The sequence below is a fragment of the Pseudomonas sp. HLG18 genome (genome assembly GCF_051903985.1).
Taxonomy (GTDB): domain Bacteria; phylum Pseudomonadota; class Gammaproteobacteria; order Pseudomonadales; family Pseudomonadaceae; genus Aquipseudomonas; species Aquipseudomonas fluorescens_BT.
The window spans coordinates 4586376-4611381 of sequence record NZ_CP195831.1 but is presented as its reverse complement, the minus strand read 5'-3'; the positions used below and the strand labels follow the sequence as shown (position 1 = coordinate 4611381).

Genomic DNA, 25006 nt, shown 5'->3' with positions numbered 1-25006 from the left:
GGGAAACTCCCTGACACTCCGCACAAAGAACAGGAGTCACCGCACCATGAGCCGCGCCCCAGACACATGGATTCTGACCGCCGACTGCCCCAGCGTTCTCGGCACCGTGGACGCGGTGACGCGTTTTCTGTTCGAGCAGGGCTGTTACGTCACCGAGCACCACTCGTTCGATGACCGGCTCTCGGGCCGTTTTTTCATTCGTGTGGAATTCCGTCAGCCCGACGGTTTCAACGAGCAGTCCTTCCGCGCCGGCCTCGCCGAGCGTGGTCAGGCGTTCGGCATGATCTTCGAGCTGACCGCGCCGAACTACCGGCCAAAAGTGGTGATCATGGTCTCCAAGGCCGATCACTGCCTCAACGACTTGCTCTACCGCCAGCGAATCGGCCAGTTGTCGATGGACGTGGCGGCGGTGGTGTCGAACCATCCGGACCTCAAGCCGCTGGCCGACTGGCACCAGATTCCCTACTACCATTTCCCCCTCGACCCCAACGACAAACCGGCCCAGGAGCGGCAGGTGTGGCAGGTGATCGAGGAGGCCGGTGCCGAACTGGTGATTCTCGCCCGCTACATGCAGGTGCTGTCGCCGGAACTGTGCCGCAAGCTCGATGGCAAGGCGATCAACATTCACCACTCGCTGCTGCCGGGTTTCAAGGGCGCCAAGCCGTATCACCAGGCCTACAACAAGGGCGTGAAACTGGTGGGCGCCACCGCGCACTACATCAACAACGACCTCGACGAGGGACCGATCATCGCCCAGGGCGTCGAGGCGGTGGATCACAGTCATTACCCCGAAGACCTGATTGCCAAGGGCCGCGACATCGAAGGCCTGACCCTGGCCCGGGCTGTCGGGTATCACATTGAAAGAAGGGTTTTTTTGAACGCCAACAGAACCGTCGTTCTTTAGATCGCTTTCGCGAGCAAGCCCGCTCCCACAGGGGATTTGTGGTGTGAGCAAGATGGCATGCACCCAAGAGAGCCAATGTGGGAGCGGGCTTGCCCGCGAAGGGGTCATAACTGACAACGCAAAACCAACAAGCAATAACCCGAGCACTTAACGCGCTGCCTGCCTGGGCGGCGCGGTTCCATAAAAACAACAGCGAGGTGAAAGCATGTCTGGCAATCGTGGTGTGGTGTATCTCGGCGCTGGCAAGGTCGAAGTACAGAAAATCGACTATCCGAAAATGCAGGATCCGCGCGGCAGGAAGATCGAGCACGGTGTCATCCTGCGTGTGGTTTCAACCAACATTTGCGGCTCCGACCAGCACATGGTGCGCGGCCGTACCACCGCCCAGGTCGGTCTGGTGCTGGGGCACGAGATCACCGGTGAAGTGATCGAGAAGGGCAGCGACGTCGAAAGCCTGAAAATCGGCGACCTGGTGTCCGTTCCGTTCAACGTGGCTTGCGGGCGCTGCCGTTCCTGCAAGGAGCAACACACCGGCGTCTGCCTGACCGTCAACCCGGCTCGCGCCGGCGGTGCCTACGGTTACGTCGACATGGGCGACTGGACCGGCGGCCAGGCCGAATACGTGCTGGTGCCGTACGCCGACTTCAACCTGCTGAAACTGCCGGACCGCGACAAGGCCATGGAGAAAATCCGTGACCTGACCTGCCTCTCCGACATCCTGCCGACCGGTTACCACGGCGCCGTTACCGCTGGCGTCGGTCCGGGCAGCACCGTGTACATTGCCGGCGCAGGTCCGGTCGGTCTGGCTGCTGCCGCTTCCGCCCGCTTGCTGGGCGCCGCGGTGGTGATCGTCGGCGACGTCAACACCATCCGCCTGGCCCACGCCAAGGCTCAGGGTTTCGAAATCGTCGACCTGTCGAAAGATACCCCGCTGCACGAACAGATCGCCGCGCTGCTGGGCGAGCCTGAAGTGGATTGCGCAGTGGACTGCGTGGGCTTCGAAGCCCGTGGTCATGGTCACGACGGCGTCAAATCCGAAGCCCCGGCCACCGTGCTCAACTCGCTGATGGGCGTGGTGCGCGTAGCCGGCAAGATCGGTATTCCGGGCCTGTACGTGACCGAAGATCCGGGTGCTGTCGATGCCGCCGCGAAAATGGGCAGCCTGAGCATTCGCTTCGGCCTGGGCTGGGCCAAATCCCACAGCTTCCACACCGGCCAGACTCCGGTGATGAAGTACAACCGCCAGCTGATGCAGGCGATCATGTGGGACCGCATCAACATTGCCGAAGTGGTGGGTGTGCAAGTCATCAGCCTCGACCAGGCGCCTGAAGGTTACGGCGAGTTCGATGCGGGTGTGCCGAAGAAGTTTGTGATTGATCCGCATAAGTTGTTCAGTGCGGCGTAAGTTTTAGCCACAAAAAAGAGCAACCCGTCGGTTGCTCTTTTTTTCAAATCAGTCCTGACTATTGAATGCGCACTTGCTGGCATCACCGTCAGTAACCTTACAATCGTCACCTTTCCAATTGCTTCCCGTGCCCTTGACCGGAGTTTCGAGTCTGAGGCCAGATGAGGCACCAACGTCGCCTTTGCCTTCGTAACGGCAAATGACAAGTGAACTGTCGCTGCTTCCGTCCTTGATGCGCGCAGAGGTAAAGGTAAGGTCTTCGGCGCTACTCGAACCGGTTACCGAGAGAGTCGCACAGGTAACTGCATAGGCGCTGCTCATCATCGCCAGAAAAATCAAGGCCCCCGACATCATTTTCAGCTTCATTGCTTGTACTCCGTTACAGGATGGGAGGTCATATCCTCGGTTTTCCTTCTCGCCTTTCCTACTGTCATAAATGACAGTTTTTTAGATCTGTTTGTAATAGGTTTTTGAGTATTGAGAAGGCGACGAGCTAACGAACGGTGCTTGGCGGATCTCTTTGGAGTGAAATGGCTGGCCTTCAGACGGAACATGCTGCCGCCTACCCGGTCAAACCGGCAGTTTGATCGCCTGTATCCAGGCGGTCTTCACGCCACAAGAGGATGTCTGAATGAAGATTTCACGCGGTTTTGCCCTGGCATCGCTCCTGACCCTGGCGGCAGGGCCGGTGTTTGCCGGTTTCAGTTTGAATGACGTGGCCGGTGCGGTATCGGGCATGCAGGGCGGGGACAAGGCCGCCGCTGCGGCGCCGACGTCGGAAACCGCCGGTCTGTTGAGTGCCTTGAGCGCGCTGAACGTCACGCCGCAGCAAGCGGTCGGCGGCACCAGTGCGATGTTGGGACTGGCGAAGAACCAGCTGAGCAACACGGACTATTCCGAACTGGCCAAGGAAGTGCCGGGCATCGACAAGCTGTCGGGCGGCGCAGGCAATCTGGCGGCGTTGAGCGGCTTGCTCGGCTCATCGGGCAAGTCCGCCGGACTGGAAAATGCGCTGGGCAACGTCAAGGACACCAATGACCTGAACAACGCCTTCGGTGCGTTGGGCATGGACAGCGGGATGGTCGGCCAGTTTGCCCCGATCCTGCTGCAATACCTCGGTCAGCAGGGTGTCGGCGGTTCGCTGCTGCAAAGCCTGGGCAGCATCTGGGGCACCGGCACCAACGGTTGACTCAGCGGCGCTCGCCCTTGAGTTCGGCGATGCGCTGATCCTTGAGGGTCCAGAGCTGGTTGACCCAGTTCTGGACCTTTTCGCGAAACACCGGATCGTTTTCGTAATCGCCCTGCCACAGGGCCGGATCCAGCTCGCGGGTCTGGATGTCGATGATCACGCGTGGCACGTTGCCGCTGATCAGGTCCCAGAACCCCGGAATCTTCGGCTGTGGATAAACCACAGTCACATCGAGAATCGCGTCCAGTTGTTCGCCCATCGCCGCCAGTACAAACGCCACGCCACCCGCCTTGGGCTTGAGCAGATGGTTGAACGGTGACTGTTGCTGCGTGCTTTTGGCCGCGGTATAGCGAGTGCCTTCCAGATAGTTGACCACCGTCACCGGCTGACGCTTGAACAACTCGCAGGCAGCCTTGGTGATTTCCAGATCCTTGCCCGCCAGATCCGGGTGCTTCGCCAGGAACGCCTTGGTGTAGCGCTTCATGAACGGGTAATCCAGCGCCCACCAGGCCAGGCCCAGGAACGGTACCCAGATCAGCTCCTTCTTGAGGAAGAACTTGAAAAACGGCGTGCGCCGGTTGAGGGTCTGGATCAGCGCCGGGATATCGACCCACGACTGATGGTTGCTGATCACCAGATACGACGTGTCGCCACGCAGATCATCGCCGCCCCGGATGTCCCATTGCGTCGGGATGCACAGGCGGAAGATCAGTTTGTCGATTTCCGCCCAGGTTTCGGCGATCCACATCACCGCCCACGAGGCGTAATCGCGAAAGCGTCCCGGCAGGATCAGCTTGAGCAGGGCGAACACCATCAGCGGGCCGAAGAGCACGAGGGTGTTGGACAACAGCAGCAGGGTGACGAGACAGCCGGTGAGCAGGCGGCGCATAAGCAACTCTATGAAAGCGGATGGGCGCGCCATGATAAGTGGCTTCGGCTGACAGGCCAAATCGGCGGTGACGAATGTTTCACCTTTGGCGCGTTAGCCTTGCGGGAACGATCAAGCGAACAGCGGTCTAAAATCTCGCGTCAGACGCACCCATTTTCCAAGGAAGCCCATTACGTGAAATCCCTCCTTGCATTGCTTTCCCTCGTTGCCCTGCCGGTGCTGGCCGCCGAGCCGACCCTGTACGGGCGCTACGAATACATCGCGCTGCCGGAAATCGGCGGGCAAGTGCTCAAGGCGAAAATGGACACCGGCGCGCTGACCGCCTCGCTGTCGGCCAAGGACATCGAGACGTTCAAGCGCGACGGTGAAGACTGGGTGCGTTTCCGCCTGGCCACCAAGGACGCCAGCAACAAGGTGTACGAGCACAAGGTTGCGCGGATCAGCAAGATCAAGAGTCGCTCGGATGAAGAAGACGAGGGTGAAAGCACCGAAGTGGCCAAGCGCCCGGTGGTCGATCTGGAGCTGTGCCTGGGCGACGTCAAGCGTACCGTGGAGGTCAACCTGACCGACCGCAGCAACTTCAACTACCCGTTGCTGATCGGTGCCAAGGCCCTGCGCGAGTTCGGCGCGGCCGTGAACCCGGCGCGGCGCTTCACGGCGGACAAGCCCGACTGTTGAAACAAGTGGTCTCATTGACGTAACGCCGGGCTTGGGGCACCGTTCGCGCACTTAATCCACAGGCTCGGACGCCATGCCTCATATCCTGATTGTCGAAGACGAAGCGGCGATTGCCGATACGCTGATTTTTGCCTTGCAGGGCGAGGGCTTCACCACGACCTGGCTGAGTCTCGGTGCGGCGGCGCTGGAGCATCAGCGCCAGACGCCGGCGGATCTGATCATCCTCGACATCGGCCTGCCGGACATCAGCGGTTTCGAAACCTGCAAGCAGTTGCGTCGTTTCAGCGAAGTGCCGGTGCTGTTCCTCAGCGCCCGGGATGCCGAGATCGATCGCGTGGTAGGACTGGAAATCGGCGCCGACGATTACGTGGTCAAGCCGTTCAGTCCACGGGAAGTGGCCGCGCGGGTCCGGGCGATTCTCAAACGCATGGCGCCCCGTGCGCCGGTCGACGCGTGGTCGGGGATGTTTCGCATTGATCCCGAGCGCGTGCAGATCAGCTATCGCGGTCAGCCCTTGAGCCTGACCCGCCACGAATTCCGTCTGCTGCAATGCCTGCTCGAACAACCCGAGCGGGTGTTCAGCCGCGAGCAACTGCTCGATGCGCTGGGCGTGGCGGCGGATGCTGGTTACGAGCGCAGCATCGACAGCCACATCAAAAGCGTGCGCGCCAAATTACGTCTGGTGCGCGCCGAAGCCGAGCCGATCCAGACCCATCGCGGCCTCGGCTACAGCTACAGCCCGGGACACAGCTGATGCCGCTGGGGCTGCGGATCTTTCTGGTCTACGTGCTGTTCATCGGCCTGACCGGTTATTTCGTGCTCAACACCGTAATGGAGGAAATCCGTCCCGGCGTGCGCCAGTCCACCGAGGAGACCCTGGTCGATACCGCCAACCTGATGGCGGAAATCCTCAAGGACGACTTCAAGGCCGGCACCCTCAGCCAGAATCGCTGGCCCGAGCTGCTCCGGGCTTATGGCGAACGCCAGCCGAAAGCGACGATCTGGGGGCTGCCGAAAAACCAGGTCAACCACCGCATCTACGTCACCGACGCCAAGGGCATTGTGGTGCTGGATTCCAGCGGTCTGGCGGTCGGTCAGGACTACTCGCGCTGGAACGACGTCTACCTGACCCTGCGCGGTGAATACGGCGCGCGCTCCAGCCGCAGCGATCCGAATGATCCGAACTCTTCGGTCATGCACGTCGGTGCGCCGATTCGCGATGAGGGCAAGATCATCGGCGTGGTCACCGTGGCCAAGCCCAACAGTTCGTTGCAGCCCTACGTCGACCGTACCGAGCGCCGCCTGCTGGCTTACGGCGCCGGGCTGATCGTCCTGGGCCTGCTGTTGGGTGCGCTTCTGTCGTGGTGGTTGAGCCGGGCGCTGCACCGCTTGACCGGTTATGCCCAGGCAGTCAGCGAAGGGCGTCGGGTGCAAGTGCCGCATTATCGTGGCGGCGAGCTGGAACAATTGGCGAGTGCCGTGGAGCAAATGCGCACCCAGCTTGAAGGCAAGGCCTATGTCGAACGCTACGTCCACACGCTGACCCACGAATTGAAAAGCCCGCTGGCGGCGATTCGTGGTGCCGCCGAACTGTTGCAGGGCGAAATGCCGTTGGCGCAACGCCAGCGTTTCGTCGGCAATATCGATCGTGAAAGCGCACGGATGCAGCAGTTGATCGAACGCCTGCTGAACCTGGCGCAGGTCGAGCAGCGGCAAGGTCTTGAAGAGCGCGTCGCGGTGCCGCTGGCGACATTGATGGCGCAAACACTGCAAGCGCAGATGGCCCGGATCGAAAGCCGTCGGTTGCGGGTCGAGCAAGTCGTCGAAGCGGATCTATCGGTGATCGGCGAGCCTTTCCTGCTACGACAGGCCCTGGGCAATCTGCTGGAAAACGCGCTCGACTTCACCCCTGAACAAGGTTTGCTGCGCTTCAGCGCCGAACGGGCCGGTGAGCAGGTCGTGTGTTGCCTGTTCAACGAAACCGCGCCGATTCCCGACTACGCTCTGCCGCGTCTGACCGAGCGTTTCTACTCGCTGCCACGCCCGGACAGCGGGCGTAAAAGTACAGGGCTTGGGCTGAACTTCGTCGAAGAAGTGGTCAAGTTGCATGGCGGCTCGATGCACATCGCCAACGTGGCGGATGGCGTGCGGGTGTGTCTGCGTCTGCCTTGACCGTCAAACAATCAGGATGCTTTTGGCACTTCTGCGACCCTGGCTCCGTTTCTGCGGCGTGCCCATTGCAGGGCCGGTTTCTCGATCCACCGCCAGGACACGCTGGCCAGAACCATCACGATGAGCGCTGACACCAGCATCGACGGGATGAACGCCAGCGAAGTCTTGTTGATCACCAGTTGTTGAACAGGGAACGCGTAAAGATAGAGGCCGTAAGAGATGTCGAAGCGCCCCCGGATGGTGTGATCGACATATGAAAGGCCCAGGCTCAGTGTCGCAAGAGCCATGCACAGTGTGGAGAGCACACCGGTCAGCGGGGTTCCCGCGACGGCAACCATCAGGCCGGCGCAGGCCGCCAGTATGGTCAGTCTGCGGCGGGTCGAGCAAAAGACACCGGTGCAGAACGCCCCTAGCGATCCAGTGAAAAACGCTATACCGGCGCAGCCATACACGGCCAGCTTCTGTGTCAGGGCGCTCGGCGTGCTGTTTCCCAGTACATAGGTTGCAATGCAAAACATCATCAGCAAAGCGGCGGGCATCATGGCCCGGCGAAACAGACTCAGCGCGCCCGCCACCAGTATGTAAAAGGCGAATTCGATCTTCAGCGTCCACAGGCTGCCGTTGAAAGACTCGCTGAAGATAAAGCCTTCGGTGATTTCATCGATTGCCGCGCGGCCGAACAACGAGATGCGCAGGAAGTCGATCAGTGCCGAAGGGCCTGTGATGTACCCCTGCGCAAATATCCCTCCTGCCACAAACGTCATGACGAAGGCGCAGGCAATCAGCGCCGGGAAAATTCGCGCGACACGTTTGGCCAGGTAGTCGGCGAAATTTCTGGCATTGAGAAAGCTGTGGGTAATCAACAGACCGGAGATCGCGAAGAAGGCAATGACGGCCATTCCACCCAATGAGTTGTAGCCGGCGATGCCCGGTTCTTCCTGACCCCAAAGTGCGAAGTGGTGACTGACTAGCACCATCAGTGCCGCAAAATGCCTGATCAAGTCGAATGAGTTGTTTCTCAACGGAATAATCCTTGTCCAAATCCTGTCCCGAATAATGTGTAGCGATCCTGCACTCGATAACGGGAAAAGCGTTTTACAGGGTTTTCCACACAAAGCCCACAGAACCTCCATCACAAACCCACACAGCATTTGCAGACTTGCTCCATTCCAAACAAGGGAGCGTTCTGATGAACCGAAATCTGACTTTCAAGCTCGGGGCCATTGCCCTGCTGATCCTGGTACTGCTGGTCCCGTTGCTGATGATCGACGGCATCATCGATGATCGCCAGCAACGGCGTGACGGTGTGCTTGAAGACATCGCCCGCAGTTCCAGCTACAGCCAGCAGATCAGCGGGCCGGTGATGGTGGTGCCGTACCGCAAAGTGGTACGCACCTGGAAGACCAAAGAGAAGAGTGACGAGCGTTATCAGGAAATCAGCGAAGAACGTGGCCGCCTGTACTTCCTGCCGGAGCGCTTCGAGCTCGACGGCCAGGTGCAGACCGAACTGCGTGCCCGTGGGATCTACGAGGCGCGGCTGTTCCATGCCGACAACCGCATCAGCGGGCATTTTTCGCTACCGGCGCAGTTGGGGATCAAGGAAGACTTCGTCGATTACAAATTCGATGCGCCGTTTCTGGCAATCGGCATCAGTGATATTCGAGGCATTGAAAATGCCCTGAAACTGGAACTCGGTTCGCAACGCCTGGACTTTGTGCCCGGCACGCAAGTGGGCTGGCTCGGCGAAGGTGTTCGGGCGACGTTGCCTGCACTCGATACCACTCAGGTCACGGAACTGGCCTTCGGCTTCGATCTGCGCCTGCAAGGTACCGGTTCGCTGCAGGTGCTGCCGGTGGGCAAGACCAGCCGCGTGAACCTCGCTGCCAACTGGCCGCACCCAAGCTTCATCGGCAACTTCCTGCCGGCCAAACGAGAAGTCACCGATCAGGGCTTCACCGCCGATTGGCAGACCTCGTTTTTCTCCACCAATTTGCAAGAAGCCATGAACCGTTGCGTGTCGGGCAATGATTGCGAGGGGTTCAGCGGGCGCAGTTTCGGCGTGAGTTTCATCGATCCGGTGGACCAGTATCTGAAGAGTGACCGGGCGATCAAATATGCGCTGCTGTTCATCGTCCTGACATTTGCCGGTTTCTTCCTGTTCGAAGTGCTGAAAAGCCTGGCGGTGCACCCGGTGCAATACGCGCTGGTGGGTGTGGCGCTGGCGTTCTTTTATCTGCTGCTTTTGTCGTTGTCCGAGCACATCGGTTTTGCTCTCGCGTATCTGTTGTCGGCCAGCGGTTGCGTGGTGTTGATCGGGTTTTATGTCTGCCACGTGCTGCGCAGCGTGCGCCACGGCTTGAGTTTTTCGGTGGGGCTGGCGGCGTTGTACGGCTTGCTCTATGGCTTGTTGAGCGCCGAGGATTACGCGCTGCTGATGGGCTCGCTGCTGCTGTTCGGTCTGCTCGGCGTGTTCATGGTGCTGACCCGCAATCTGGACTGGTACGGGATCGGGCAGAAACCGGCCAAACCGCTGGAATTCGATATCGGAGCGGTGCAATGAGCCGGTTCGTGGGGCTGCGTGAGGAGCAGCGGGAGGCCGAGGTGTTGATGACGCTGATCTTTGCGTCGTTGCCTCCCGCCCCGCGCATCAAACTTTCGGCATCGTCGCTATCATCGACGGCCGCTGGCTCACTTCAAAGAACCAGTTGGCCAGCTGCGGGTTGGCTTCACGCCAGCCCAGATCCGGGAAGCGCAGATCCAGATAACCCAGCGCACAGGCCACGCTGATCGAAGCGACGTCGAAGTGGCAGGTCAGTTCGGCAATCGCGTCGCGCTCCAGCAGGGCGAGGGCGCGGCGGATCTTTTCGCGCTGGGCTTCGAGCCATTCGTCCCAGTGTTTTTCCGGGGCGCGCAGCACTTGCTCGTAACGCACCATGACCGAGGCGTCCATGATCCCGTCGGCCATCGAGGCCAGCGTCAGGCGCCGCCAGCGGGCCGAGCCGTCGCGGGGAATCAGCGGATTGCCGACGTGCTGGTGGTCGAGGTAATCGAGGATCACCCGGCTGTCATGGATGACATTGCCGTCGGCCAGGCGCAGGGCCGGGATCTTGCCCAGCGGGTTGTCTTCGTTGAGGGCGGGATCCGGGCTGACAGGGCTGAGCACACAGTCCTGCAGCGCTACGCGATCCTGCTGGCCGGTCTCGTGCAGCAGCACCATGACTTTGCGCACGAACGGGGACAGGGTGTTGTGGAACAGGGTCATGCTGGGAGCGGACATCGGCAGGGTCTCGGTCAGGGGCAATGACGGGCAGCATAGCCTGTCAGCGCCTTGGCTCAAGCTCTTTGTGGGAGCGAGCCTGCTCGCGATAGCGTCTGTTCATTCACAATCCAGGTGACTGAAAATCCGCTATCGCGAGCAGGCTCGCTCCCACAGGTTTTTCAGCTTCGCTGCAGTAATCCCTTCAATCCCAGAATTGCCGGCACTCCGAGGCCAATCCAGCTCAAACCATCCCAGATCCCGTCCCCCAGCAGCGCCGCGAACAGGCCCGCTGCACTCAGCAGCGCGATCACCAGCGGTGTGCTGAAGACCTTCCAGAAATTCGACTGACGCGGCTTCATGCAGAGGCCTGCGCCGGTTCCAGCACCGGTCTTGCGGCCCTGCGTCGCACCACCCACAGATACACGCCGCTGGCGAGGACGATGATGGTCAGCACGTCCAGCGTGGCCCAGAGGATTTTCATCGGCATGCCGCCGTAGTCACCAAAGTGCAGCGGCTGCGACATGCCCATGGCGTCCATGTACCACGGCCGTTCGGCGACTGCCGTGACCTGCAGGTTGCTGGCGTCGATCAGCACCGGCGTCAGCAGATGCGAGGTCAGGTGGGTGCCGCCCTTCATGAACACCGAGTAATGGTGCTCGCTGGAGAAGCGGGTGCCGGGGAAGGCGATGAAGTCCGGTTTCATCCCCGGAGCGACTTCGCCGGCGATATCCAGCAGGCGGGTGGCCGGGGCGAGGTGAGTCAGCGGTGGCGCATCGCGGTAGGGCGCGATCATGGTGTTGAGCGAATCGTTGCGCCAGGCCGCGATGATCAGATCGGCACAGGCGCTGATCACCCCGGTGACGCCGACCACCAGTGCCCAGGTCAGGGTCACGATGCCGATCAGGTTATGCAGGTCGAGCCAGCGCAGTCGGGTGGATTTGTCCCGGCGCACGCTGCCGAAATCCAGGCGACGCATGAACGGCAGGTACAACACCGTCCCGGACACGATGGCGACCACGAACAACACACCCATGAACGCCAGCAGCAACTTGCCCGCCAGACCGGCAAACATGTCGACGTGCAGGCGCAGGATGAACAGCATCAGCCCGCCATTGGCCGATGGTGTTTCCAGGGCTTCTCCGGTCCGCGCATCAAGCATGAAGGTGTGCGAGGAATTCGGCTCGGTGCCGGCAGTCTTCGCCATGATCGTCAGCACAGTGTTCGGCTCGTCGTCTTCGAAACCGAAATACTGCACGACTTCGCCGGGGCGATGGGCTTCGGCGGCTTGCACCAGTTGCGCCAGATTCAGGTGCGGCGTATCGGCCGGCATCTCGCGCACTTGAGGTGCGTCACCGAGCAGATGCTCGATCTCGTGATGAAAGATCAGCGGCAGGCCGGTCAGGGCCAGCAGCAGCAAAAACACGGTGCAGATCAGGCTGGTCCAGGTGTGGACGAACGACCAGCGGCGAATTGTTTTACTTTTCATTTGATGACCTTAAAGAGCACCAAAGCCGTCCACGAGGGACGGCCTGGTTGCCGGGCCGGTTTCAGCTCAGACGCTTACCACTTGTAGGTGGCGCTGGCGATGACGCTGCGCTGGTCGCCGTAGTAGCAGTAGAAGCTGTCACAGGTGGAGATGTAGTCCTTGTCCAGCAGGTTGGTGGCGTTGACTGCCAGCGACGCGCCTTTGAGGCTGTTGTCCAGACGACCGAGGTCGTAATGCACGCTGGCATCGAACACGGTGTAGGCGTCCGCCTTGCCCAGCCAGGTGTTGGCCTTGTCGCCGTAGGTGTTGCCGGTGTAGCGCGCACCGGCGCCGATGCCGAAGCCGTCGAGCACGCCGCTGTGCCAGGTGTAGTCGGCCCACAGCGAGGCCTGCTGGTTCGGCATCAGTTGCAGACGATTGCCCTTGTCGACGCCGTTCTGCACTTCGGACTTGGCCAGGGTGTACGCGGCGATGACCTTCAGGTTGTCGGTAACATCGGAGGTGGCTTCCAGCTCCAGGCCTTTGACTTTCACCTCGCCGGTCTGGCTGGTGATCGATACGCCGTTGACGAAGGAGCTTACCGAGACGTTTTTCTGGGTCAGGTCATACACGGCTGCGGACAGCAGGGTCTTGCTGCCGGGAGGTTGGTACTTGATGCCCAGTTCCCACTGCTTGCCTTCGGTGGGCTTGAGCGATTCAGTGGAGGAGGCGTCGGCGCCACTGGTGGGCTGGAAGGATTCGGCGTACGACAGGTACGGCACGAAACCGGAGTCGAACACGTAGCTGATCGCCGCGTTACCGCTGAAGGCCTTGTCGCGCTCGGTGTTGGTCGCATCGGCCTTGTTGATGAACTGGGTACCGGTGTGCACCCAGTCTTCACGGCCACCGAGGGTCAGGCGCCATTGGTCCAGGGCCATCTGGTCCTGGATGTAGAGGCCGGTCTGGTAGGTCTTCTGGTTGTAGTCATAGAACGCGGTGGAGCGCGCCGGACGCACGATCGGCTGACCATGGATCGGGTTGTTCACGTTGATGTCCGGCGCACTGCCGAAGATCGAGGTGTAGTTGGTATTGCTGCGCTGGTGATCCAGACCCAGCAGCAGGGTGTGGCGGATATCACCGGTGGCGAAGTCGGCCTGGAAGTTGTTGTCCACGGCGAACTGGCTGATGTCTTCGTCGACGATGGTGGTCGAGCGGCCAACGTTGCCGTCATTGTCCACTTGAGTGAACGGGTAGGAGCCGACGGTAATGCCCTGGAACGACAGATCCGACTTGGTGTAACGCAGGTTCTGCTTGAACTGCCACACATCGTTCAGGCGATGTTCGAAGGCATAGCCCAGCGCGTAGTAGGTGCGGTCGTAGTATTCCCAGTCCGGATCGCCCAGATTCTTGTGATGGGAAACCTTGCCGAACGGCATGTCGATCTTGGTGCCCTGCACCGGCAGGAACTGGCTGGTGATGCCGGTATCGTCGCGGGTGAACTGGGTCAGCAGGGTGAATTTGGTGTCGTCGTCGATGTTCCAGGTCAGGCTTGGCGCGATGTTGTAGCGCTTGTTTTCGATGTGGTCGATCTGCGTGTCGCTGTCACGCACCACGCCGCTGAGGCCGTAGAGAAACTGGCCAGCGTCATCGATCTTGCCGGTGCTGGCGAAGTTGATCTGACGGTGGTTGTCGCTGCCGTATTGCAGCTGGATTTCGCTGCTCTGCACATCGCTCGGGCGACGGCTGACCATGTCCAGCAGGCCGCCAGGCGGGGTCTGGCCGTACACGGACGAAGCCGGGCCGCGCAGCAGGGCGAGGCGGTCGAGGTTCCAGGTTTCCTGTTTCGGGTTGGCGTACACGCCTTTTGGCAGCGGCAGGCCGTCGAGGAACTGAGTCGGTTCGAAGCCGCGCACGCGCAGCCAGTCGGCGCGGGTGTCGCTGCCGTAGCTGCTGGCGGTGATGCCCGGCATGTAGCGCACGGCATCATCGAGACTGTGCACGCTGCGATCGTCCATCTGCTGGCGGGTGGCGACGGAAATCGAACGCGGCGCTTCGACCAGCGCGGTGTCGGTCTTGGTGCCGGCGGCAGTGCGAGTGGCGGTGTAGCCTTCGACCGGGCCCCAGGCCGTTTCGGTGTTTTCCACACTGATCACGGAAGTTTCCGGCAACGCCACCACGCCATCCGGCACGGCGACCAGAGTGTAGGTCCCGGTGCCGCTCTGTTGCAGTTGCAGACCCGTGCCACGCAGGGCCGCGCGCAGGGCGCCGGCTGCGTCATATTGGCCGTTGACCGGCGCCGAGGTCTTGCCCGCCGCCAGCGACGGGTTCAGCGACAGCGTGAGGCCGCCCTGGCTGGCGATCTGGTTAAGGGTGGTCGACAGGGGCGCGGCCGGCAGGTTGTAGGCGCGTACGCTCGAGGCCTGTTCAGCGGCGATCAGTTGGCTGCTGGCCAGCGGGGTGCAGAGGACAATGGCGACCGCCAGCAAACTGGGGCGCAACAAGGTGTCTAGCGAACGGGACATACGGCGGCTCCTGAATGGAAATATTTCTCAATTGCCTGTGTGCCGGACGAGATTCGAAAAGTGATAGGGCTGGATGAAAATAATGTCGATTAACGCGAAACGGCCCGCGTCATGACAGAGGATCAAGGCTTCGGATCAGCCTTGGCCACGGTGACCCACCATGGCGTGTGCTGCTCGATCTGCACTGGCAGCGTCGGCAGCAGGGCGTTCAGCGCCTTGTCGGTATCGTGCAGCGGGAAGCTGCCGGTGATGCGCAGATCGGCCACCTCCGGTGAGATGCCCAGATGGCCACGACGATAACGACCGAGTTCATGCACCAGGTCTTCCAGGCGGGCGTTGTCCACCACCAGCATGCCGCGGGTCCAGGCATCGACGCCGGGGTTGAGCGCCATCACCGAATCCAGACCGTTGTGGCGGATCAGCACTTGCTGGCCTTCGCGCAGGATCTGTTCCTGCGGATCGGATTGCGGATGCGCCGCGACCGCCGACTGCAGCACACTCAGGCGCGTGCCGGCGTCTTCTCGCTTGACCAGGAAACGCGTGCCCAGGGCGCGCATGCTGCCCTCGGCGGTTTCGACGAGGAACGGCCGCGCATCGCCATGACCGGTTTCGATGAGGATTTCACCTTCCTGCAGCACGATCAGCCGCTGCTTTTCATCGAACCGCACATCCATGGCGCTATGAGTGTTGAGATTGACCACGGTGCCGTCCGCCAGCCGCACGGTACGTTGTTCACCGGTGGCGGTGCGCTGATCGGCGAGCCAGTAATCCAGCGGCAGATAACGTTCGCCGGCAAACAACGCCAGACCGACCACCGCCACGACACTGGCCAGCCCGCTGCCCAGTTTGCGTACCCGACGGCGGATGCCTTCGCGAGATTGCAGCAATGCGCTGCGTGCCGGGCCGTTGGCCACGCTGAAACGCTGGTCGAGCATGCCCAGCTGGCGCCAGGCGCGGGCATGCTCTTCATTGGCGGCGTGCCATTTGGCGAACTCTTCGCGCTCCAGCGGACTGCTGGAGTCGAGGGTCAATTGCCAGGCGATCGCTGCATCCAGCACATGGGCCGGCACCGGTCTGGAACTGGCCGGGTTCACGTCGGCTCACCGTACAGGGCGATGTAGCACTGACGGATGCCCTGGGCCAGGTACTGACGCACGCGGGGGACCGACACGCCGAGTTTGTCGGCGATCTCGGCATGGGTCAGGCCGTCGAGACGGTTATAAAGGAAAGCGGCGCGGGCCTTGGTCGACAGCTTGCCGAGCATGCGGTCGATGGCCTTGAGGTCTTCGAGGATCAGTTGTTGCTCTTCCACCGACGGCTGCTCGCCTTCGGGAATCAGCGTCAGTTCGGTCAGATACGCCTGTTCCAGCGCTGCCCGGCGGAAGTAGTCGAACAACAAGCCCTTGGCGATGGCTACCAGAAAGGCCCGGGGTTCGCGGGGCGTCAGCAGTTCGTCGCGGCCGAGCAGGCGGACGAAGGTGTCCTGACTCAGGTCCTCGGCGCGTTGCGGGCAGGCCACGTTGCGCCGCAGCCAGGCCAGCAGCCAACCGCGGTGGTCGCGATACAACGCACCGACGAGCTCACTGTGAGGGCTTTGGGCTGACGACACGAAAACACCGACTGGGAAATGTTAACCAACGAGAATTGTTCGCGATTGTGGCAGAGGTGGGAATGGTTAGCAATTGGCCACCGGTCGGGTTGTCGGGCGACAACCCGGGACTCAGAACGAATGTGTCTGCTGACGGCGCTTCCACTGGCTCAGGCGTTGCTGCAGATTCAGCGGACTGTGGATCTGTTGCTGACGCGCGCGACTGAACAGAATCAACGCCAGCTCCGCCGTGGCCAGCGCATCGGCGCTGGCGTGGTGGCGTTCGAACACTTCAAGCCTGAACCTGTCGATCCATTCGTCCAGCCCTGCCTCGCGGATGTGCGCTTGTGGGCAAACCAGTGGTGCGATGTCGGCGACATCCAGAAACACCTGCTGCAATTTGTACCCCAGGTGTTCTTTCATGGCGCGGCCCAGCATGTGCTGATCGAACGGCGCATGAAACGCCAGCACCGGACTGTCCCCGATAAACTCCAGCAAATCGACCAGAGCCTCGGCCGGTTCGCTGCCGGCGGCAATCGCGTTCGGCCCCAGTCCATGGATCAACACACTGGGGCCGAGTTTCAGTTCGCGACATTGCAGGGTGCGTTCGAATTGCTGGCTGAAATCGATCGCACCGTCCTCGATCACCACCGCGCCGATCGACAGCACCCGATCCTTGTTCAGATTGAGCCCGGTGGTTTCCAGATCCAGCACCACCCAGCGCTGTTCGCGCAGACTGCACTCGCTCAGTCCGCGGATCGCCGGCAGTTTCGCCAGGCGTTGTCGCAGATTGTCCGGCAGAACGGGGCTGGCCGGGCGCAGCCACGAAAACAGGCTCATAGCTGATACCGCAAGGTCAGGCTGCTTTGCAGGCGCTGGGCCTGGCGCAGGGATTCGCGCAGGATGCGCCGGTCCAGATGATTGAGGCTGTCGGGATCGACCCGGTTCGAATACGGCAGGTTTTCCCGGGTCTGCAGTTGATGCTGCTGCATGCGCGTCTGCTGGATGAAGTGATACGCCTCTTCGTACGCGGCGCCATCCAGTCGGTCGATGACTTCTTTATCCACAAGCTGGCGGAAGCGTTCGAGGGTGTTGTTGGCGTCGATGCCGTTGGCCAGCGCGAGCAGGCGCGCACCGTCGACAAACGGGGTCAGGCCCTGGATCTTCAGGTCCAGCGTGGCTTTCTCGCCGTTCTTTTTCGTCAGCACGAACTCACGGAAACGCCCAACCGGCGGACGGTTGCGCAAGGCGTTCTCGGCCATCATCCGCTGGAACAGGCGATTGTCGCCGACCTGATCGAGAATCCCCCGGCGCAATTGCTCGCAACCCTGTTCATCACCCCAGACCACCCGCAGGTCGAAATAGATGCTGGAACCCAACAGGTTCTCCGGCGTCGCCTCGCGAATGAACGCGGCAAACCGTCGGGCCCATTCGGCACGGGACAGACATAGCTGAGGATTGCCGGCCATGATGTTGCCCTTGCACAGGGTGAAGCCGCATTGCGCCAGGCTGTTGTTGATCTGCTGGGCAATCGGCAGCAGTTTGCCGCGAATCTCCGCCGCGTGGGCCGCATCCCGGGCTTCGAACAGAATGCCGTTGTCCTGATCGGTGTGCAGGGTCTGCTCGCGCCGGCCTTCGCTGCCGAAACACAACCAGCTGAATGGCACGCCGGGGTTGCCTTTCTCGACGAGGGTCAGTTCGATCACCCGGCACACGGTGTGATCGTTGAGCAGGGTGATGATGTGGGTGATCTGGGTCGAGGACGCGCCGTGAGCGAGCATGCGTTCCACCAGTTGGCCGATCTCGCCGCGCAGGGTCACCAGTTGCTCGACTCGCTGGGCGCTGCGGATGGTCCGGGCCAGGTGCACCAGATCGACCCGCTGCAGCGAAAACAGATCCCGTTCGGAAACCACGCCGCACAGGCGCTGATCCTTGACCAGACACACGTGGGCGATGTGCCGTTCAGTCATGGCAATCGCCGCGTCGAAGGCGCTGTGATCCGGCGACAGATAGAACGGCGAGTGCGTCATGTGGCGTTCGATCGGCTCGCTGAAATCGCCAACCCCTTCAGCCACGACATGCCGCAGATCGCGCAGGGTGAAAATCCCCAGCGGCGCCTTGTGTTCATCCACCGCGACGATGCTGCCGACCTGTTGTTCGTGCATCAGCTTCACCGCTTCGCGCAGTGGGGTGGAAGGGCTGCAGGTCACTGGATGGCGCATCGCCAATTCGCCCAGGCGGGTGTTCAGCGAGTATTGGGTGCCGAGGGTTTCCACGGCTTTCTGCTGAACTTGCTGGTTGACCTGATCGAGCAGGCTGCTGACCCCGCGAAGGGCGAAGTCGCGGAAGGTATTGGAAAGGGCGAACAGCTTGATGAACGCCAGTTTGTTCAGTTGCAGGCAGAAGGTGTCTTCGCCGGCCAGATGCTCGGTGCGGGTCGCCCGTTCGCCGAGCAGCGCGGCGAGGGGAAAACACTCGCCAGTGGTGATTTCAAACGTGGTTTCGGTGCCGCCCTTGGCCGTGTGTGGGCGCTCACCGACCACCCGGCCCTGCTTGACGATGTAGAAGTGTTCGACCGGCCCGTCGGCGGGCTTGATGATGCTCTCGCCCTGACCATAGAAGCGCAGCTGGCATTGCTCCACCAGGTAGGCCAGGTGGGCGTGTTCCATCTGATTGAAAGGGGGGAAGCGCTGGAGGAATTGCAAAGTGCCCTGAATGTTCTGCAACACCGCGGTTTTCCCTGCCTGGGTGAAGGCGTCCGCTTTACTCATAACCATTACCGCAGTCTTTTTCGAATTGTTGTTGTCGGATCGTTGCAGCCATGGTCGACCCCATCGCGCGGGGTGCCCATTGGACGTAAGTCTAGGTTGGGCATGCCGTTGGGGAGTTTTCGGATATGCCCTACAAAATCAGTCGGAAATTCTTCGGTTCGCCCCTTGGAAAAAAATCCGACGAAGTGCACATTGAAGCTCTGCCCAGCGATGTCTGACCACTGTGCCAGGGGACTGAATTGAAAACGTAGAGAACGCCATGTCCGACCACGATATTTTGAGCGACGCCGAGCGGGAAGCGCTCAGCGCTGTAATGCTCGAACCCGATTTGCCACCGCAACGTGTATTGATCGTCGACGACGACAAGGACGCCCGGGAGCTGTTGTCGGAGATTCTCGGATTGGATGGCATTCGCTGCCTGACCGCGGCCAGCGGCGAAACCGCCCTGAAAATGCTCGCGGAAAAACCTTCGATCGGACTGGTGATCACAGACCTGCGCATGGGCAACGTCGATGGTCTGGAGTTGATCCGCCAGGTGCGCGAGTCAGTGCGGGCGGCGTTGCCGATCATCATTGTGTCGGGCGATGCCGACGTGAAGGACGCGATTGCGGCGATGCATTTGAGTGTGGTGGATTTTCTGCTCAAACCGATCGATACCGCCAAATTGCTTGGACTGGTCAGGCATGAGCTGGGCATCGAGCCCTAGCCAATCCGGCGCAAACAAAAAAGCCCTGATCAAAAGATCAGGGCTTTTTCATGTCCGGCATCCGCGCAAGTTACAGGCCGTTGGCAGCCTTGAACTCGCGGCGACGACGGTGCAGGACCGGCTCGGTGTAGCCGTTCGGCTGTTTGGTGCCCTCGATCACCAGTTCGACCGCCGCCTGGAAGGCGATGTTGCTGTCGAAGTTCGGGGCCAGCGGACGGTACAGCGGGTCGTTGGCATTCTGACGGTCCACTACCGGCGCCATGCGCTTGAGGCTTTCCATCACTTGCGCTTCGGTCACCACACCGTGGCGCAGCCAGTTGGCGATGTGCTGGCTGGAGATACGCAGCGTCGCACGGTCTTCCATCAGGCCGACATCGTTGATATCCGGCACTTTCGAACAGCCCACGCCCTGGTCGATCCAGCGCACCACGTAACCGAGAATGCCCTGGGCGTTGTTGTCCAGTTCGTTCTTGATCTGCTCCGGGGTCCAGTTCGGGTTGACCGCCAGCGGGATGGTCAGGATGTCATCGACCGAAGCGCGGGCACGTTTGGCCAGCTCGGCCTGACGGGCGAACACGTCGACCTTGTGGTAGTGCAGCGCGTGCAGCGCAGCGGCCGTCGGCGATGGAACCCAGGCAGTGTTGGCGCCGGCCATCGGGTGAGCGATTTTCTGTTCGAGCATCGCTGCCATCAGGTCGGGCATCGCCCACATGCCTTTACCGATTTGCGCACGACCTTGCAGGCCGGTGCTCAGACCGATATCGACGTTCCAGTTTTCATAGGCGCCGATCCACTTCTCGGCCTTCATGTCGGCCTTGCGCACCATCGGGCCGGCTTCCATGGAGGTGTGAATTTCATCGCCGGTGCGGTCGAGGAAACCGGTGTTGATGAACACCACGCGCTCGCTGGCGGCCTTGATGCAGGCCTTGAGGTTGACCGTGGTGCGGCGCTCCTCGTCCATGATCCCGACTTTCAGCGTGTTGCGCTTCAAGCCCAGCACGTCTTCGATGCGACCGAACAACTCGTTGGTGAACGCCGCTTCTTCCGGGCCGTGCATCTTCGGTTTGACGATGTAGACCGAACCGGTGCGAGTGTTCTTGCGCGAGGTGTTGCCGTTGAGGTTGTGCATCGCCGCCAGGCACGTGACCAGACCGTCGAGGATGCCTTCCGGCACTTCGTTGCCGTCTTTGTCGAGAATCGCATCGATGGTCATCAGGTGACCAACGTTACGCACGAACAACAGCGAGCGGCCGTGCAGGGTCAGTTCGCTGCCGTCGACCTTGGTGTAGGTGCGATCCGGGTTCATGGTACGGGTGAAGGTCTGGCCGCCCTTGGACACGGATTCCGCGAGGTCGCCCTTCATCAGGCCGAGCCAGTTGCGGTAGATCACCACCTTGTCGTCGGCATCGACGGCAGCCACGGAGTCTTCGCAGTCCATGATGGTGGTCAGCGCCGCTTCCATCAGGATGTCTTTGACGCCGGCGGCATCGGTCTGGCCGACTGGGGTGCTGGCGTCGATCTGGATTTCGAAATGCAGGCCGTTGTTTTTCAGCAGGATCGCTATCGGCGCATTGGCGTCGCCCTGGAAGCCAATCAGTTGTGCATCGTTGCGCAGGCCGCTGGTGCTGCCGCCCTTGAGGGTGACCAGCAGTTTGCCGTCAGCGATCTTGTAGCCGGTGGAATCGACGTGGGAGCCTGCGGCCAGTGGCGCGGCTTCGTCGAGGAACGCACGGGCGAAGGCGATGACTTTATCGCCACGCACCTTGTTGTAGCCTTTGCCTTTTTCCGCGCCGCCGGCTTCGCTGATGGCGTCGGTGCCATACAGGGCGTCGTACAGCGAACCCCAGCGGGCGTTCGAGGCGTTGAGGGCGAAGCGGGCGTTCATCACCGGAACCACGAGTTGCGGGCCGGCGGTACGGGCGATTTCGTCGTCGACGTTTTGCGTCGTTGCCTGGAAATCAGCCGCTTCTGGCAGCAGATAACCGACCTCTTGCAGGAAGGCTTTATAAGCCACGGCGTCGTGCGGCTGACCGGCACGGCTCTGGTGCCAGCCGTCGATACGAGCCTGGAAGTCATCGCGTTTGGCGAGTAGGGCTTTGTTCTTCGGCGCCAGGTCGTGAATGACCTTGTCGGCACCTTCCCAGAATTTGTCGGCGGTGAGGCCGGTACCGGGAATGGCTTCGTTGTTCACGAAGTCGAACAGGACTTTGGCGACCTGCAGGCCACCGACTTGAACGTGTTCAGTCATTGCTTGCCTCACTCTGCTCAGCTATTTCGCTTTTCAGCTCTTCAATTTAACAATGAAGCCTCTGGCCATTTAAACCACAAACCCCTCGACCAGTACATGCCATTGCTGGCGGCTGGGTTGGGACCAATCAACGGCTTGGGGGCCTTGCTGACGGGGCTTTCAGGGTTGCGAACGTGCCTTGGGCAGACATCGATCCAGCGTTATGTAGTGCGCGCTGCGGCATACTACATGATGAGTTGCGGTTGTGAAAATCAGACTAATTACGTCGTTCTGCGACCCCATGACGCATTGCGGTCACGGCGCGGAACGGGATGTTCTCAAAAAACCAATGGATTGTTCCAGTTAAATATAAAAAGTTGTACACGATTGGTTAATTCGAGCGTCTGAGGCGTCTGTCGAACGCTTGCCTATACTTGCTTTTCTATAACAAAAGTCATGACAAGAGGGCTGCGCCATGGATCACCTCGTACTCACCGTCTTCGCGCCGGACAAGCCCGGGCAGGTCGAGCGCATCGCCCAATGCATCGCCGAGCACGGCGGCAACTGGCTGGAAAGCCGCATGTCGCGAATGGCCGGGCAGTTCGCCGGGATCCTGCGGGTCGGCGTGCCGGCAGAGGCTTACGACGAATTAGTCGATGCCTTACAAGCGTTGTCGGCGCAGGGCATTCGTGTGCTGGTGGCCGAAAGCGGTATCGAGCAGGCCTGCACCTGGAAACCGATTGCCATGGAACTGGTGGGCAATGATCGTCCGGGCATCGTGCGCGATATCACCCGGTTGCTGAGCGAGCAGGGTGTGAACCTCGAGCGGCTGGTGACCGAAGTGCGTCCGGCGCCGATGAGCAGCGAGCCACTGTTTCACGCCGAAGCGATTCTGGCGGTGCCCCTGACTCTTTCACTGGACGTGCTGCAATCGCGCCTGGAAACCCTGGCCGATGACTTGATGGTGGAATTGGTGCTGCGCACCGACCCGTGAAGACGGATCGGGTTATCCAGTTTAAACGTGCACCTGCCTGTGGATAACCTGTAGAGACTGACCGCCAGGCCACGTCCGACTTGGCTTTGCGTGAATTGATCAAAAAAACGCCAGCATTCAGTGACTTGCGCACAAACAGCGGGGATCACGCTGTGGATAACCTTGGGAAGGAACGATGCAGGCCACGAGAACCGTGGCCTGCGGAGTTTTGTACGTTTTTTGATCAGCTGCGCCGGCGCAGACTTATCCACGCATCGACGCTGTACACTGCCAGACCGGCCCAGATAAACATGAAGGCGATCAGCGTGCTGGACGACAAGTGCTCACCGAACAGCAGCACGGCTTGCAGCAGCACCAGAGTCGGTGCCAGGTATTGCAGGAAGCCGAGGGTGGTGTAAGGCAGATGCCGCGCGGCGGCGTTGAAGCACACCAGCGGCACCAGCGTCACCGGGCCGGCGGCCACCAGCCACCAGGCTTCGGAGGTCGTCCAGAACTCGGCCTGAGCACTGGTCGCGGTCGGATTGAACAGCAGCCATGCGAGGGCGATCGGCACCAGCATCCAGGTTTCCACCACCAGCCCCGGCAATGCTTTGACTGGCGCCTGCTTGCGGATCAGTCCGTAGAAACCGAAGGTCAACGCCAACACCAGCGATACCCAAGGCAGACTGCCGACCTGCCACACCTGCTGCGCCACACCGACCGCCGCCAGACCGACCGCCAGCCACTGCATGCGACGCAGGCGTTCGCCGAGGATCAACATGCCCAGCAGCACGTTAACCAATGGGTTGATGTAGTAACCGAGACTCGCCTCAAGCATCCGGCCGTTGTTCACCGACCAGACGTAGGTCAGCCAGTTGGCCGCGATCAGCGTGCCGCTGAGCGCGAGAATCGCCAGGCGTTTAGGGTTATCGCGCAGCTCCTGCCACCAGCCCGGGTGTTTCCAGACCATCAACAGCAGCGCGCCGAACAGCGCTGACCACAGCACCCGGTGGATGATGATTTCCACCGCCGGCACTTCGGCGATGGCTTTGAAGTAGAGCGGGAACAGTCCCCAGATGATGTAGGCGCTGAGGCCCAGAATGTACCCGCGACGCGGGTTGGCGGCTTGCATGCAGAATCCTTGCTTAGGCAGCTAACAAAGCAGCGATTGTACGGGCAGTTGTATAGACGTGTCGTGTCAGAAAAGCTTCAACGGCTCTTCGTTCAGCGCCGACAGTTGCTCACGCAACGCCAGCACCTGATCGCCCCAATACCGCTCCGTGCCGAACCACGGAAAACTGTGAGGGAACGCCGGATCGTCCCAGCGTCGGGCCAGCCACGCGCTGTAATGCATCAGGCGCAAGGCGCGCAGTGGTTCGATCAGCGCCAGTTCGCGGGGATCGAAATCGTGGAACTCGTTGTAGCCGTCCATCAACTCCGACAGCTGTCCGAGACACTCCTGGCGATCGCCGGCGAGCATCATCCAGATGTCCTGCACCGCCGGACCCATGCGGCAGTCGTCGAGGTCGACGATGTGGAACATCTCGTCGCGGCACATCATGTTGCCGGGGTGGCAGTCGCCGTGTATGCGGATGTTCTGGTGCGGCGTGGCGGCGTAGACGTCTTCCACACGCTTGAGCAGATCGCGGGCGACAGACTCGTAGGCCGGCAACAGACTTTTCGGAATGAAGTTGCCTTCCAGCAAAGTGGTCAGCGACGCATGGCCGAAGTTCTGCACGGTCAGCGCTTCTCGGTGTTCGAACGGCTTCGTTCCGCCGACCGCGTGCATGCGCCCGAGCAACTGGCCGAGGCGATACAGCTGATCGAGATTGCCCGGTTCCGGCGCGCGGCCACCGCGACGGGGAAACAGGGTGAAACGAAAACCGGCGTGTTCGTGCAGGGTTTCGCCATTGTGGACAAGTGGCGCCACCACCGGGATCTCGACGTCGGCCAGTTCGAAGGTGAACTGGTGTTCTTCGAGAATGGCCTCGTTAGTCCAGCGCTGCGGGCGATAGAACTTGGCGATCAGCGGTTCCGAGTCTTCGATGCCGACCTGATAGACGCGGTTTTCGTAACTGTTGAGCGCCAGGATGCGCGCATCGCTCAGGAAACCGATGCTTTCGACGGCATCGAGCACGAGGTCTGGGGTGAGGGTTTCAAACGGGTGGGCCATGCTGACTCCTGCGCGCAGCAGGCTGCCGCGTCCGGCCCAGCATGGTAGCGCAGACGGGCTGTCTTGAGGGGATCGTTCCCGTGCA

Annotated in this window: 23 protein-coding genes; 9 read left to right on the top strand and 14 right to left on the bottom strand. The window is 61.0% G+C overall.

Features of this window, described 5'->3' with window-relative positions:
* The first annotated feature begins 46 nt into the window (after positions 1-46).
* On the top strand, positions 47-904 hold the full coding sequence (gene purU, locus ACSPX5_RS21260) for a formyltetrahydrofolate deformylase (RefSeq protein ID WP_439820206.1): 858 nt from the start codon (positions 47-49) through the stop codon (positions 902-904).
* 205 nt (positions 905-1109) lie between these two features.
* Positions 1110-2309, top strand: coding sequence for a formaldehyde dehydrogenase, glutathione-independent (gene fdhA / locus ACSPX5_RS21255; RefSeq protein WP_011336270.1), 1200 nt, complete (start codon positions 1110-1112; stop codon positions 2307-2309).
* Between the two features lie 48 nt (positions 2310-2357).
* On the opposite strand, the gene ACSPX5_RS21250 is transcribed toward fdhA, so the two are convergent.
* Positions 2358-2675: a hypothetical protein gene (locus ACSPX5_RS21250; RefSeq protein WP_439820205.1), complete on the bottom strand. Its 318-nt coding sequence runs from the start codon at positions 2673-2675 to the stop codon at positions 2358-2360.
* Positions 2676-2940: 265 nt separating this feature from the next.
* Here ACSPX5_RS21250 and ACSPX5_RS21245 point away from each other — a divergent pair, with 265 nt between their 5' ends.
* On the top strand, positions 2941-3498 hold the full coding sequence (locus tag ACSPX5_RS21245; protein ID WP_011336267.1) for a DUF2780 domain-containing protein: 558 nt from the start codon (positions 2941-2943) through the stop codon (positions 3496-3498).
* A 1-nt stretch (position 3499) separates the two neighbouring features.
* Here the strand turns inward: ACSPX5_RS21245 and ACSPX5_RS21240 are convergent, their stop codons facing one another.
* Positions 3500-4387: an acyltransferase gene (locus tag ACSPX5_RS21240; protein ID WP_439820204.1), complete on the bottom strand. Its 888-nt coding sequence runs from the start codon at positions 4385-4387 to the stop codon at positions 3500-3502.
* A 174-nt stretch (positions 4388-4561) separates the two neighbouring features.
* On the opposite strand from ACSPX5_RS21240, the gene rloA2 reads away from it, so the two are divergent.
* The 3 genes from rloA2 to creC all read left to right on the top strand — a co-directional run bounded on the left by rloA2 (position 4562) and on the right by creC (position 7237).
* Positions 4562-5065, top strand: a complete 504-nt coding sequence (rloA2, locus tag ACSPX5_RS21235; protein ID WP_169432211.1) for a retropepsin-like aspartic peptidase RloA2 — start codon at positions 4562-4564, stop codon at positions 5063-5065.
* 73 nt (positions 5066-5138) lie between these two features.
* Entirely contained in the window at positions 5139-5819 is a 681-nt protein-coding gene (gene creB / locus ACSPX5_RS21230) for a two-component system response regulator CreB (RefSeq protein WP_323159819.1), read from the top strand.
* Positions 5819-7237, top strand: coding sequence for a two-component system sensor histidine kinase CreC (creC, locus tag ACSPX5_RS21225; RefSeq protein WP_169432209.1), 1419 nt, complete (start codon positions 5819-5821; stop codon positions 7235-7237). Before creB ends, creC begins: the two co-directional genes overlap by 1 nt.
* A gap of 11 nt (positions 7238-7248) precedes the next feature.
* Here the strand turns inward: creC and ACSPX5_RS21220 are convergent, their stop codons facing one another.
* Positions 7249-8259 carry an acyltransferase family protein gene (locus ACSPX5_RS21220; protein WP_439820203.1) on the bottom strand — a complete coding sequence of 337 codons (1011 nt, stop codon included), beginning with the start codon at positions 8257-8259 and terminating at the stop codon, positions 7249-7251.
* A 167-nt stretch (positions 8260-8426) separates the two neighbouring features.
* Between ACSPX5_RS21220 and creD the strand changes: the two genes are divergently transcribed.
* The gene (gene creD / locus ACSPX5_RS21215; RefSeq protein WP_439820202.1) at positions 8427-9797 is read left to right on the top strand and encodes a cell envelope integrity protein CreD; all 1371 of its coding nucleotides are present in this window, start codon (positions 8427-8429) and stop codon (positions 9795-9797) included.
* A gap of 87 nt (positions 9798-9884) precedes the next feature.
* Here the strand turns inward: creD and ACSPX5_RS21210 are convergent, their stop codons facing one another.
* The 8 genes from ACSPX5_RS21210 to ACSPX5_RS21175 all read right to left on the bottom strand — a co-directional run bounded on the left by ACSPX5_RS21210 (position 9885) and on the right by ACSPX5_RS21175 (position 18848).
* Positions 9885-10514 (bottom strand): glutathione S-transferase, encoded by a 630-nt coding sequence (locus tag ACSPX5_RS21210; RefSeq protein ID WP_169432206.1) that lies wholly within the window; start codon positions 10512-10514, stop codon positions 9885-9887.
* 161 nt (positions 10515-10675) lie between these two features.
* Positions 10676-10855 (bottom strand): hypothetical protein, encoded by a 180-nt coding sequence (locus ACSPX5_RS21205; protein ID WP_169432205.1) that lies wholly within the window; start codon positions 10853-10855, stop codon positions 10676-10678.
* On the bottom strand, positions 10852-11982 hold the full coding sequence (locus ACSPX5_RS21200; protein ID WP_439820201.1) for a PepSY-associated TM helix domain-containing protein: 1131 nt from the start codon (positions 11980-11982) through the stop codon (positions 10852-10854). The genes ACSPX5_RS21205 and ACSPX5_RS21200 overlap by 4 nt, the downstream gene beginning before the upstream one ends.
* A 74-nt stretch (positions 11983-12056) precedes the next feature.
* A complete protein-coding gene (locus ACSPX5_RS21195; RefSeq protein WP_439820200.1) occupies positions 12057-14483 on the bottom strand; it encodes a TonB-dependent siderophore receptor in 2427 nt (808 codons plus the stop codon).
* 122 nt (positions 14484-14605) lie between these two features.
* Complete coding sequence (locus tag ACSPX5_RS21190) at positions 14606-15577, bottom strand: FecR domain-containing protein (protein ID WP_439820199.1); 972 nt, start codon at positions 15575-15577, stop codon at positions 14606-14608.
* Positions 15574-16092, bottom strand: coding sequence for an RNA polymerase sigma factor (locus ACSPX5_RS21185; RefSeq protein ID WP_439820198.1), 519 nt, complete (start codon positions 16090-16092; stop codon positions 15574-15576). The genes ACSPX5_RS21190 and ACSPX5_RS21185 overlap by 4 nt, the downstream gene beginning before the upstream one ends.
* A gap of 111 nt (positions 16093-16203) precedes the next feature.
* Complete coding sequence (locus tag ACSPX5_RS21180; protein ID WP_439820197.1) at positions 16204-16911, bottom strand: 3'-5' exonuclease; 708 nt, start codon at positions 16909-16911, stop codon at positions 16204-16206.
* On the bottom strand, positions 16908-18848 hold the full coding sequence (locus ACSPX5_RS21175) for a putative nucleotidyltransferase substrate binding domain-containing protein (protein WP_439820196.1): 1941 nt from the start codon (positions 18846-18848) through the stop codon (positions 16908-16910). The genes ACSPX5_RS21180 and ACSPX5_RS21175 overlap by 4 nt, the downstream gene beginning before the upstream one ends.
* A 253-nt stretch (positions 18849-19101) precedes the next feature.
* On the opposite strand from ACSPX5_RS21175, the gene ACSPX5_RS21170 reads away from it, so the two are divergent.
* Positions 19102-19548, top strand: coding sequence for a response regulator (locus tag ACSPX5_RS21170; protein WP_169432198.1), 447 nt, complete (start codon positions 19102-19104; stop codon positions 19546-19548).
* 70 nt (positions 19549-19618) lie between these two features.
* On the opposite strand, the gene ACSPX5_RS21165 is transcribed toward ACSPX5_RS21170, so the two are convergent.
* On the bottom strand, positions 19619-21796 hold the full coding sequence (locus tag ACSPX5_RS21165) for a malate synthase G (protein WP_439820195.1): 2178 nt from the start codon (positions 21794-21796) through the stop codon (positions 19619-19621).
* 454 nt (positions 21797-22250) lie between these two features.
* On the opposite strand from ACSPX5_RS21165, the gene ACSPX5_RS21160 reads away from it, so the two are divergent.
* The gene (locus tag ACSPX5_RS21160; protein WP_007959830.1) at positions 22251-22769 is read left to right on the top strand and encodes a glycine cleavage system protein R; all 519 of its coding nucleotides are present in this window, start codon (positions 22251-22253) and stop codon (positions 22767-22769) included.
* 223 nt (positions 22770-22992) lie between these two features.
* Here ACSPX5_RS21160 and rarD read toward each other — a convergent pair whose 3' ends face one another.
* A complete protein-coding gene (gene rarD, locus ACSPX5_RS21155; protein ID WP_179693474.1) occupies positions 22993-23880 on the bottom strand; it encodes an EamA family transporter RarD in 888 nt (295 codons plus the stop codon).
* A 66-nt stretch (positions 23881-23946) separates the two neighbouring features.
* Positions 23947-24921 (bottom strand): serine/threonine protein kinase, encoded by a 975-nt coding sequence (locus ACSPX5_RS21150; protein WP_207863724.1) that lies wholly within the window; start codon positions 24919-24921, stop codon positions 23947-23949.
* Between the last annotated feature and the right edge of the window lie 85 nt (positions 24922-25006).

Coding starts and splice junctions, on each gene's coding strand:
- purU (WP_439820206.1), top strand. CDS start 47: ATGAGCCGCGCCCCAGACACATGGATTCTGACCGCCGACTGCCCCAGC.
- fdhA (WP_011336270.1), top strand. CDS start 1,110: ATGTCTGGCAATCGTGGTGTGGTGTATCTCGGCGCTGGCAAGGTCGAA.
- ACSPX5_RS21250 (WP_439820205.1), bottom strand. CDS start 2,675: ATGAAGCTGAAAATGATGTCGGGGGCCTTGATTTTTCTGGCGATGATG.
- ACSPX5_RS21245 (WP_011336267.1), top strand. CDS start 2,941: ATGAAGATTTCACGCGGTTTTGCCCTGGCATCGCTCCTGACCCTGGCG.
- ACSPX5_RS21240 (WP_439820204.1), bottom strand. CDS start 4,387: ATGCGCCGCCTGCTCACCGGCTGTCTCGTCACCCTGCTGCTGTTGTCC.
- creB (WP_323159819.1), top strand. CDS start 5,139: ATGCCTCATATCCTGATTGTCGAAGACGAAGCGGCGATTGCCGATACG.
- creC (WP_169432209.1), top strand. CDS start 5,819: ATGCCGCTGGGGCTGCGGATCTTTCTGGTCTACGTGCTGTTCATCGGC.
- creD (WP_439820202.1), top strand. CDS start 8,427: ATGAACCGAAATCTGACTTTCAAGCTCGGGGCCATTGCCCTGCTGATC.
- ACSPX5_RS21210 (WP_169432206.1), bottom strand. CDS start 10,514: ATGTCCGCTCCCAGCATGACCCTGTTCCACAACACCCTGTCCCCGTTC.
- ACSPX5_RS21205 (WP_169432205.1), bottom strand. CDS start 10,855: ATGAAGCCGCGTCAGTCGAATTTCTGGAAGGTCTTCAGCACACCGCTG.
- ACSPX5_RS21200 (WP_439820201.1), bottom strand. CDS start 11,982: ATGAAAAGTAAAACAATTCGCCGCTGGTCGTTCGTCCACACCTGGACC.
- ACSPX5_RS21195 (WP_439820200.1), bottom strand. CDS start 14,483: ATGTCCCGTTCGCTAGACACCTTGTTGCGCCCCAGTTTGCTGGCGGTC.
- ACSPX5_RS21180 (WP_439820197.1), bottom strand. CDS start 16,911: ATGAGCCTGTTTTCGTGGCTGCGCCCGGCCAGCCCCGTTCTGCCGGAC.
- ACSPX5_RS21175 (WP_439820196.1), bottom strand. CDS start 18,848: ATGGTTATGAGTAAAGCGGACGCCTTCACCCAGGCAGGGAAAACCGCG.
- ACSPX5_RS21170 (WP_169432198.1), top strand. CDS start 19,102: ATGTCCGACCACGATATTTTGAGCGACGCCGAGCGGGAAGCGCTCAGC.
- ACSPX5_RS21165 (WP_439820195.1), bottom strand. CDS start 21,796: ATGACTGAACACGTTCAAGTCGGTGGCCTGCAGGTCGCCAAAGTCCTG.
- ACSPX5_RS21160 (WP_007959830.1), top strand. CDS start 22,251: ATGGATCACCTCGTACTCACCGTCTTCGCGCCGGACAAGCCCGGGCAG.
- rarD (WP_179693474.1), bottom strand. CDS start 23,880: ATGCAAGCCGCCAACCCGCGTCGCGGGTACATTCTGGGCCTCAGCGCC.
- ACSPX5_RS21150 (WP_207863724.1), bottom strand. CDS start 24,921: ATGGCCCACCCGTTTGAAACCCTCACCCCAGACCTCGTGCTCGATGCC.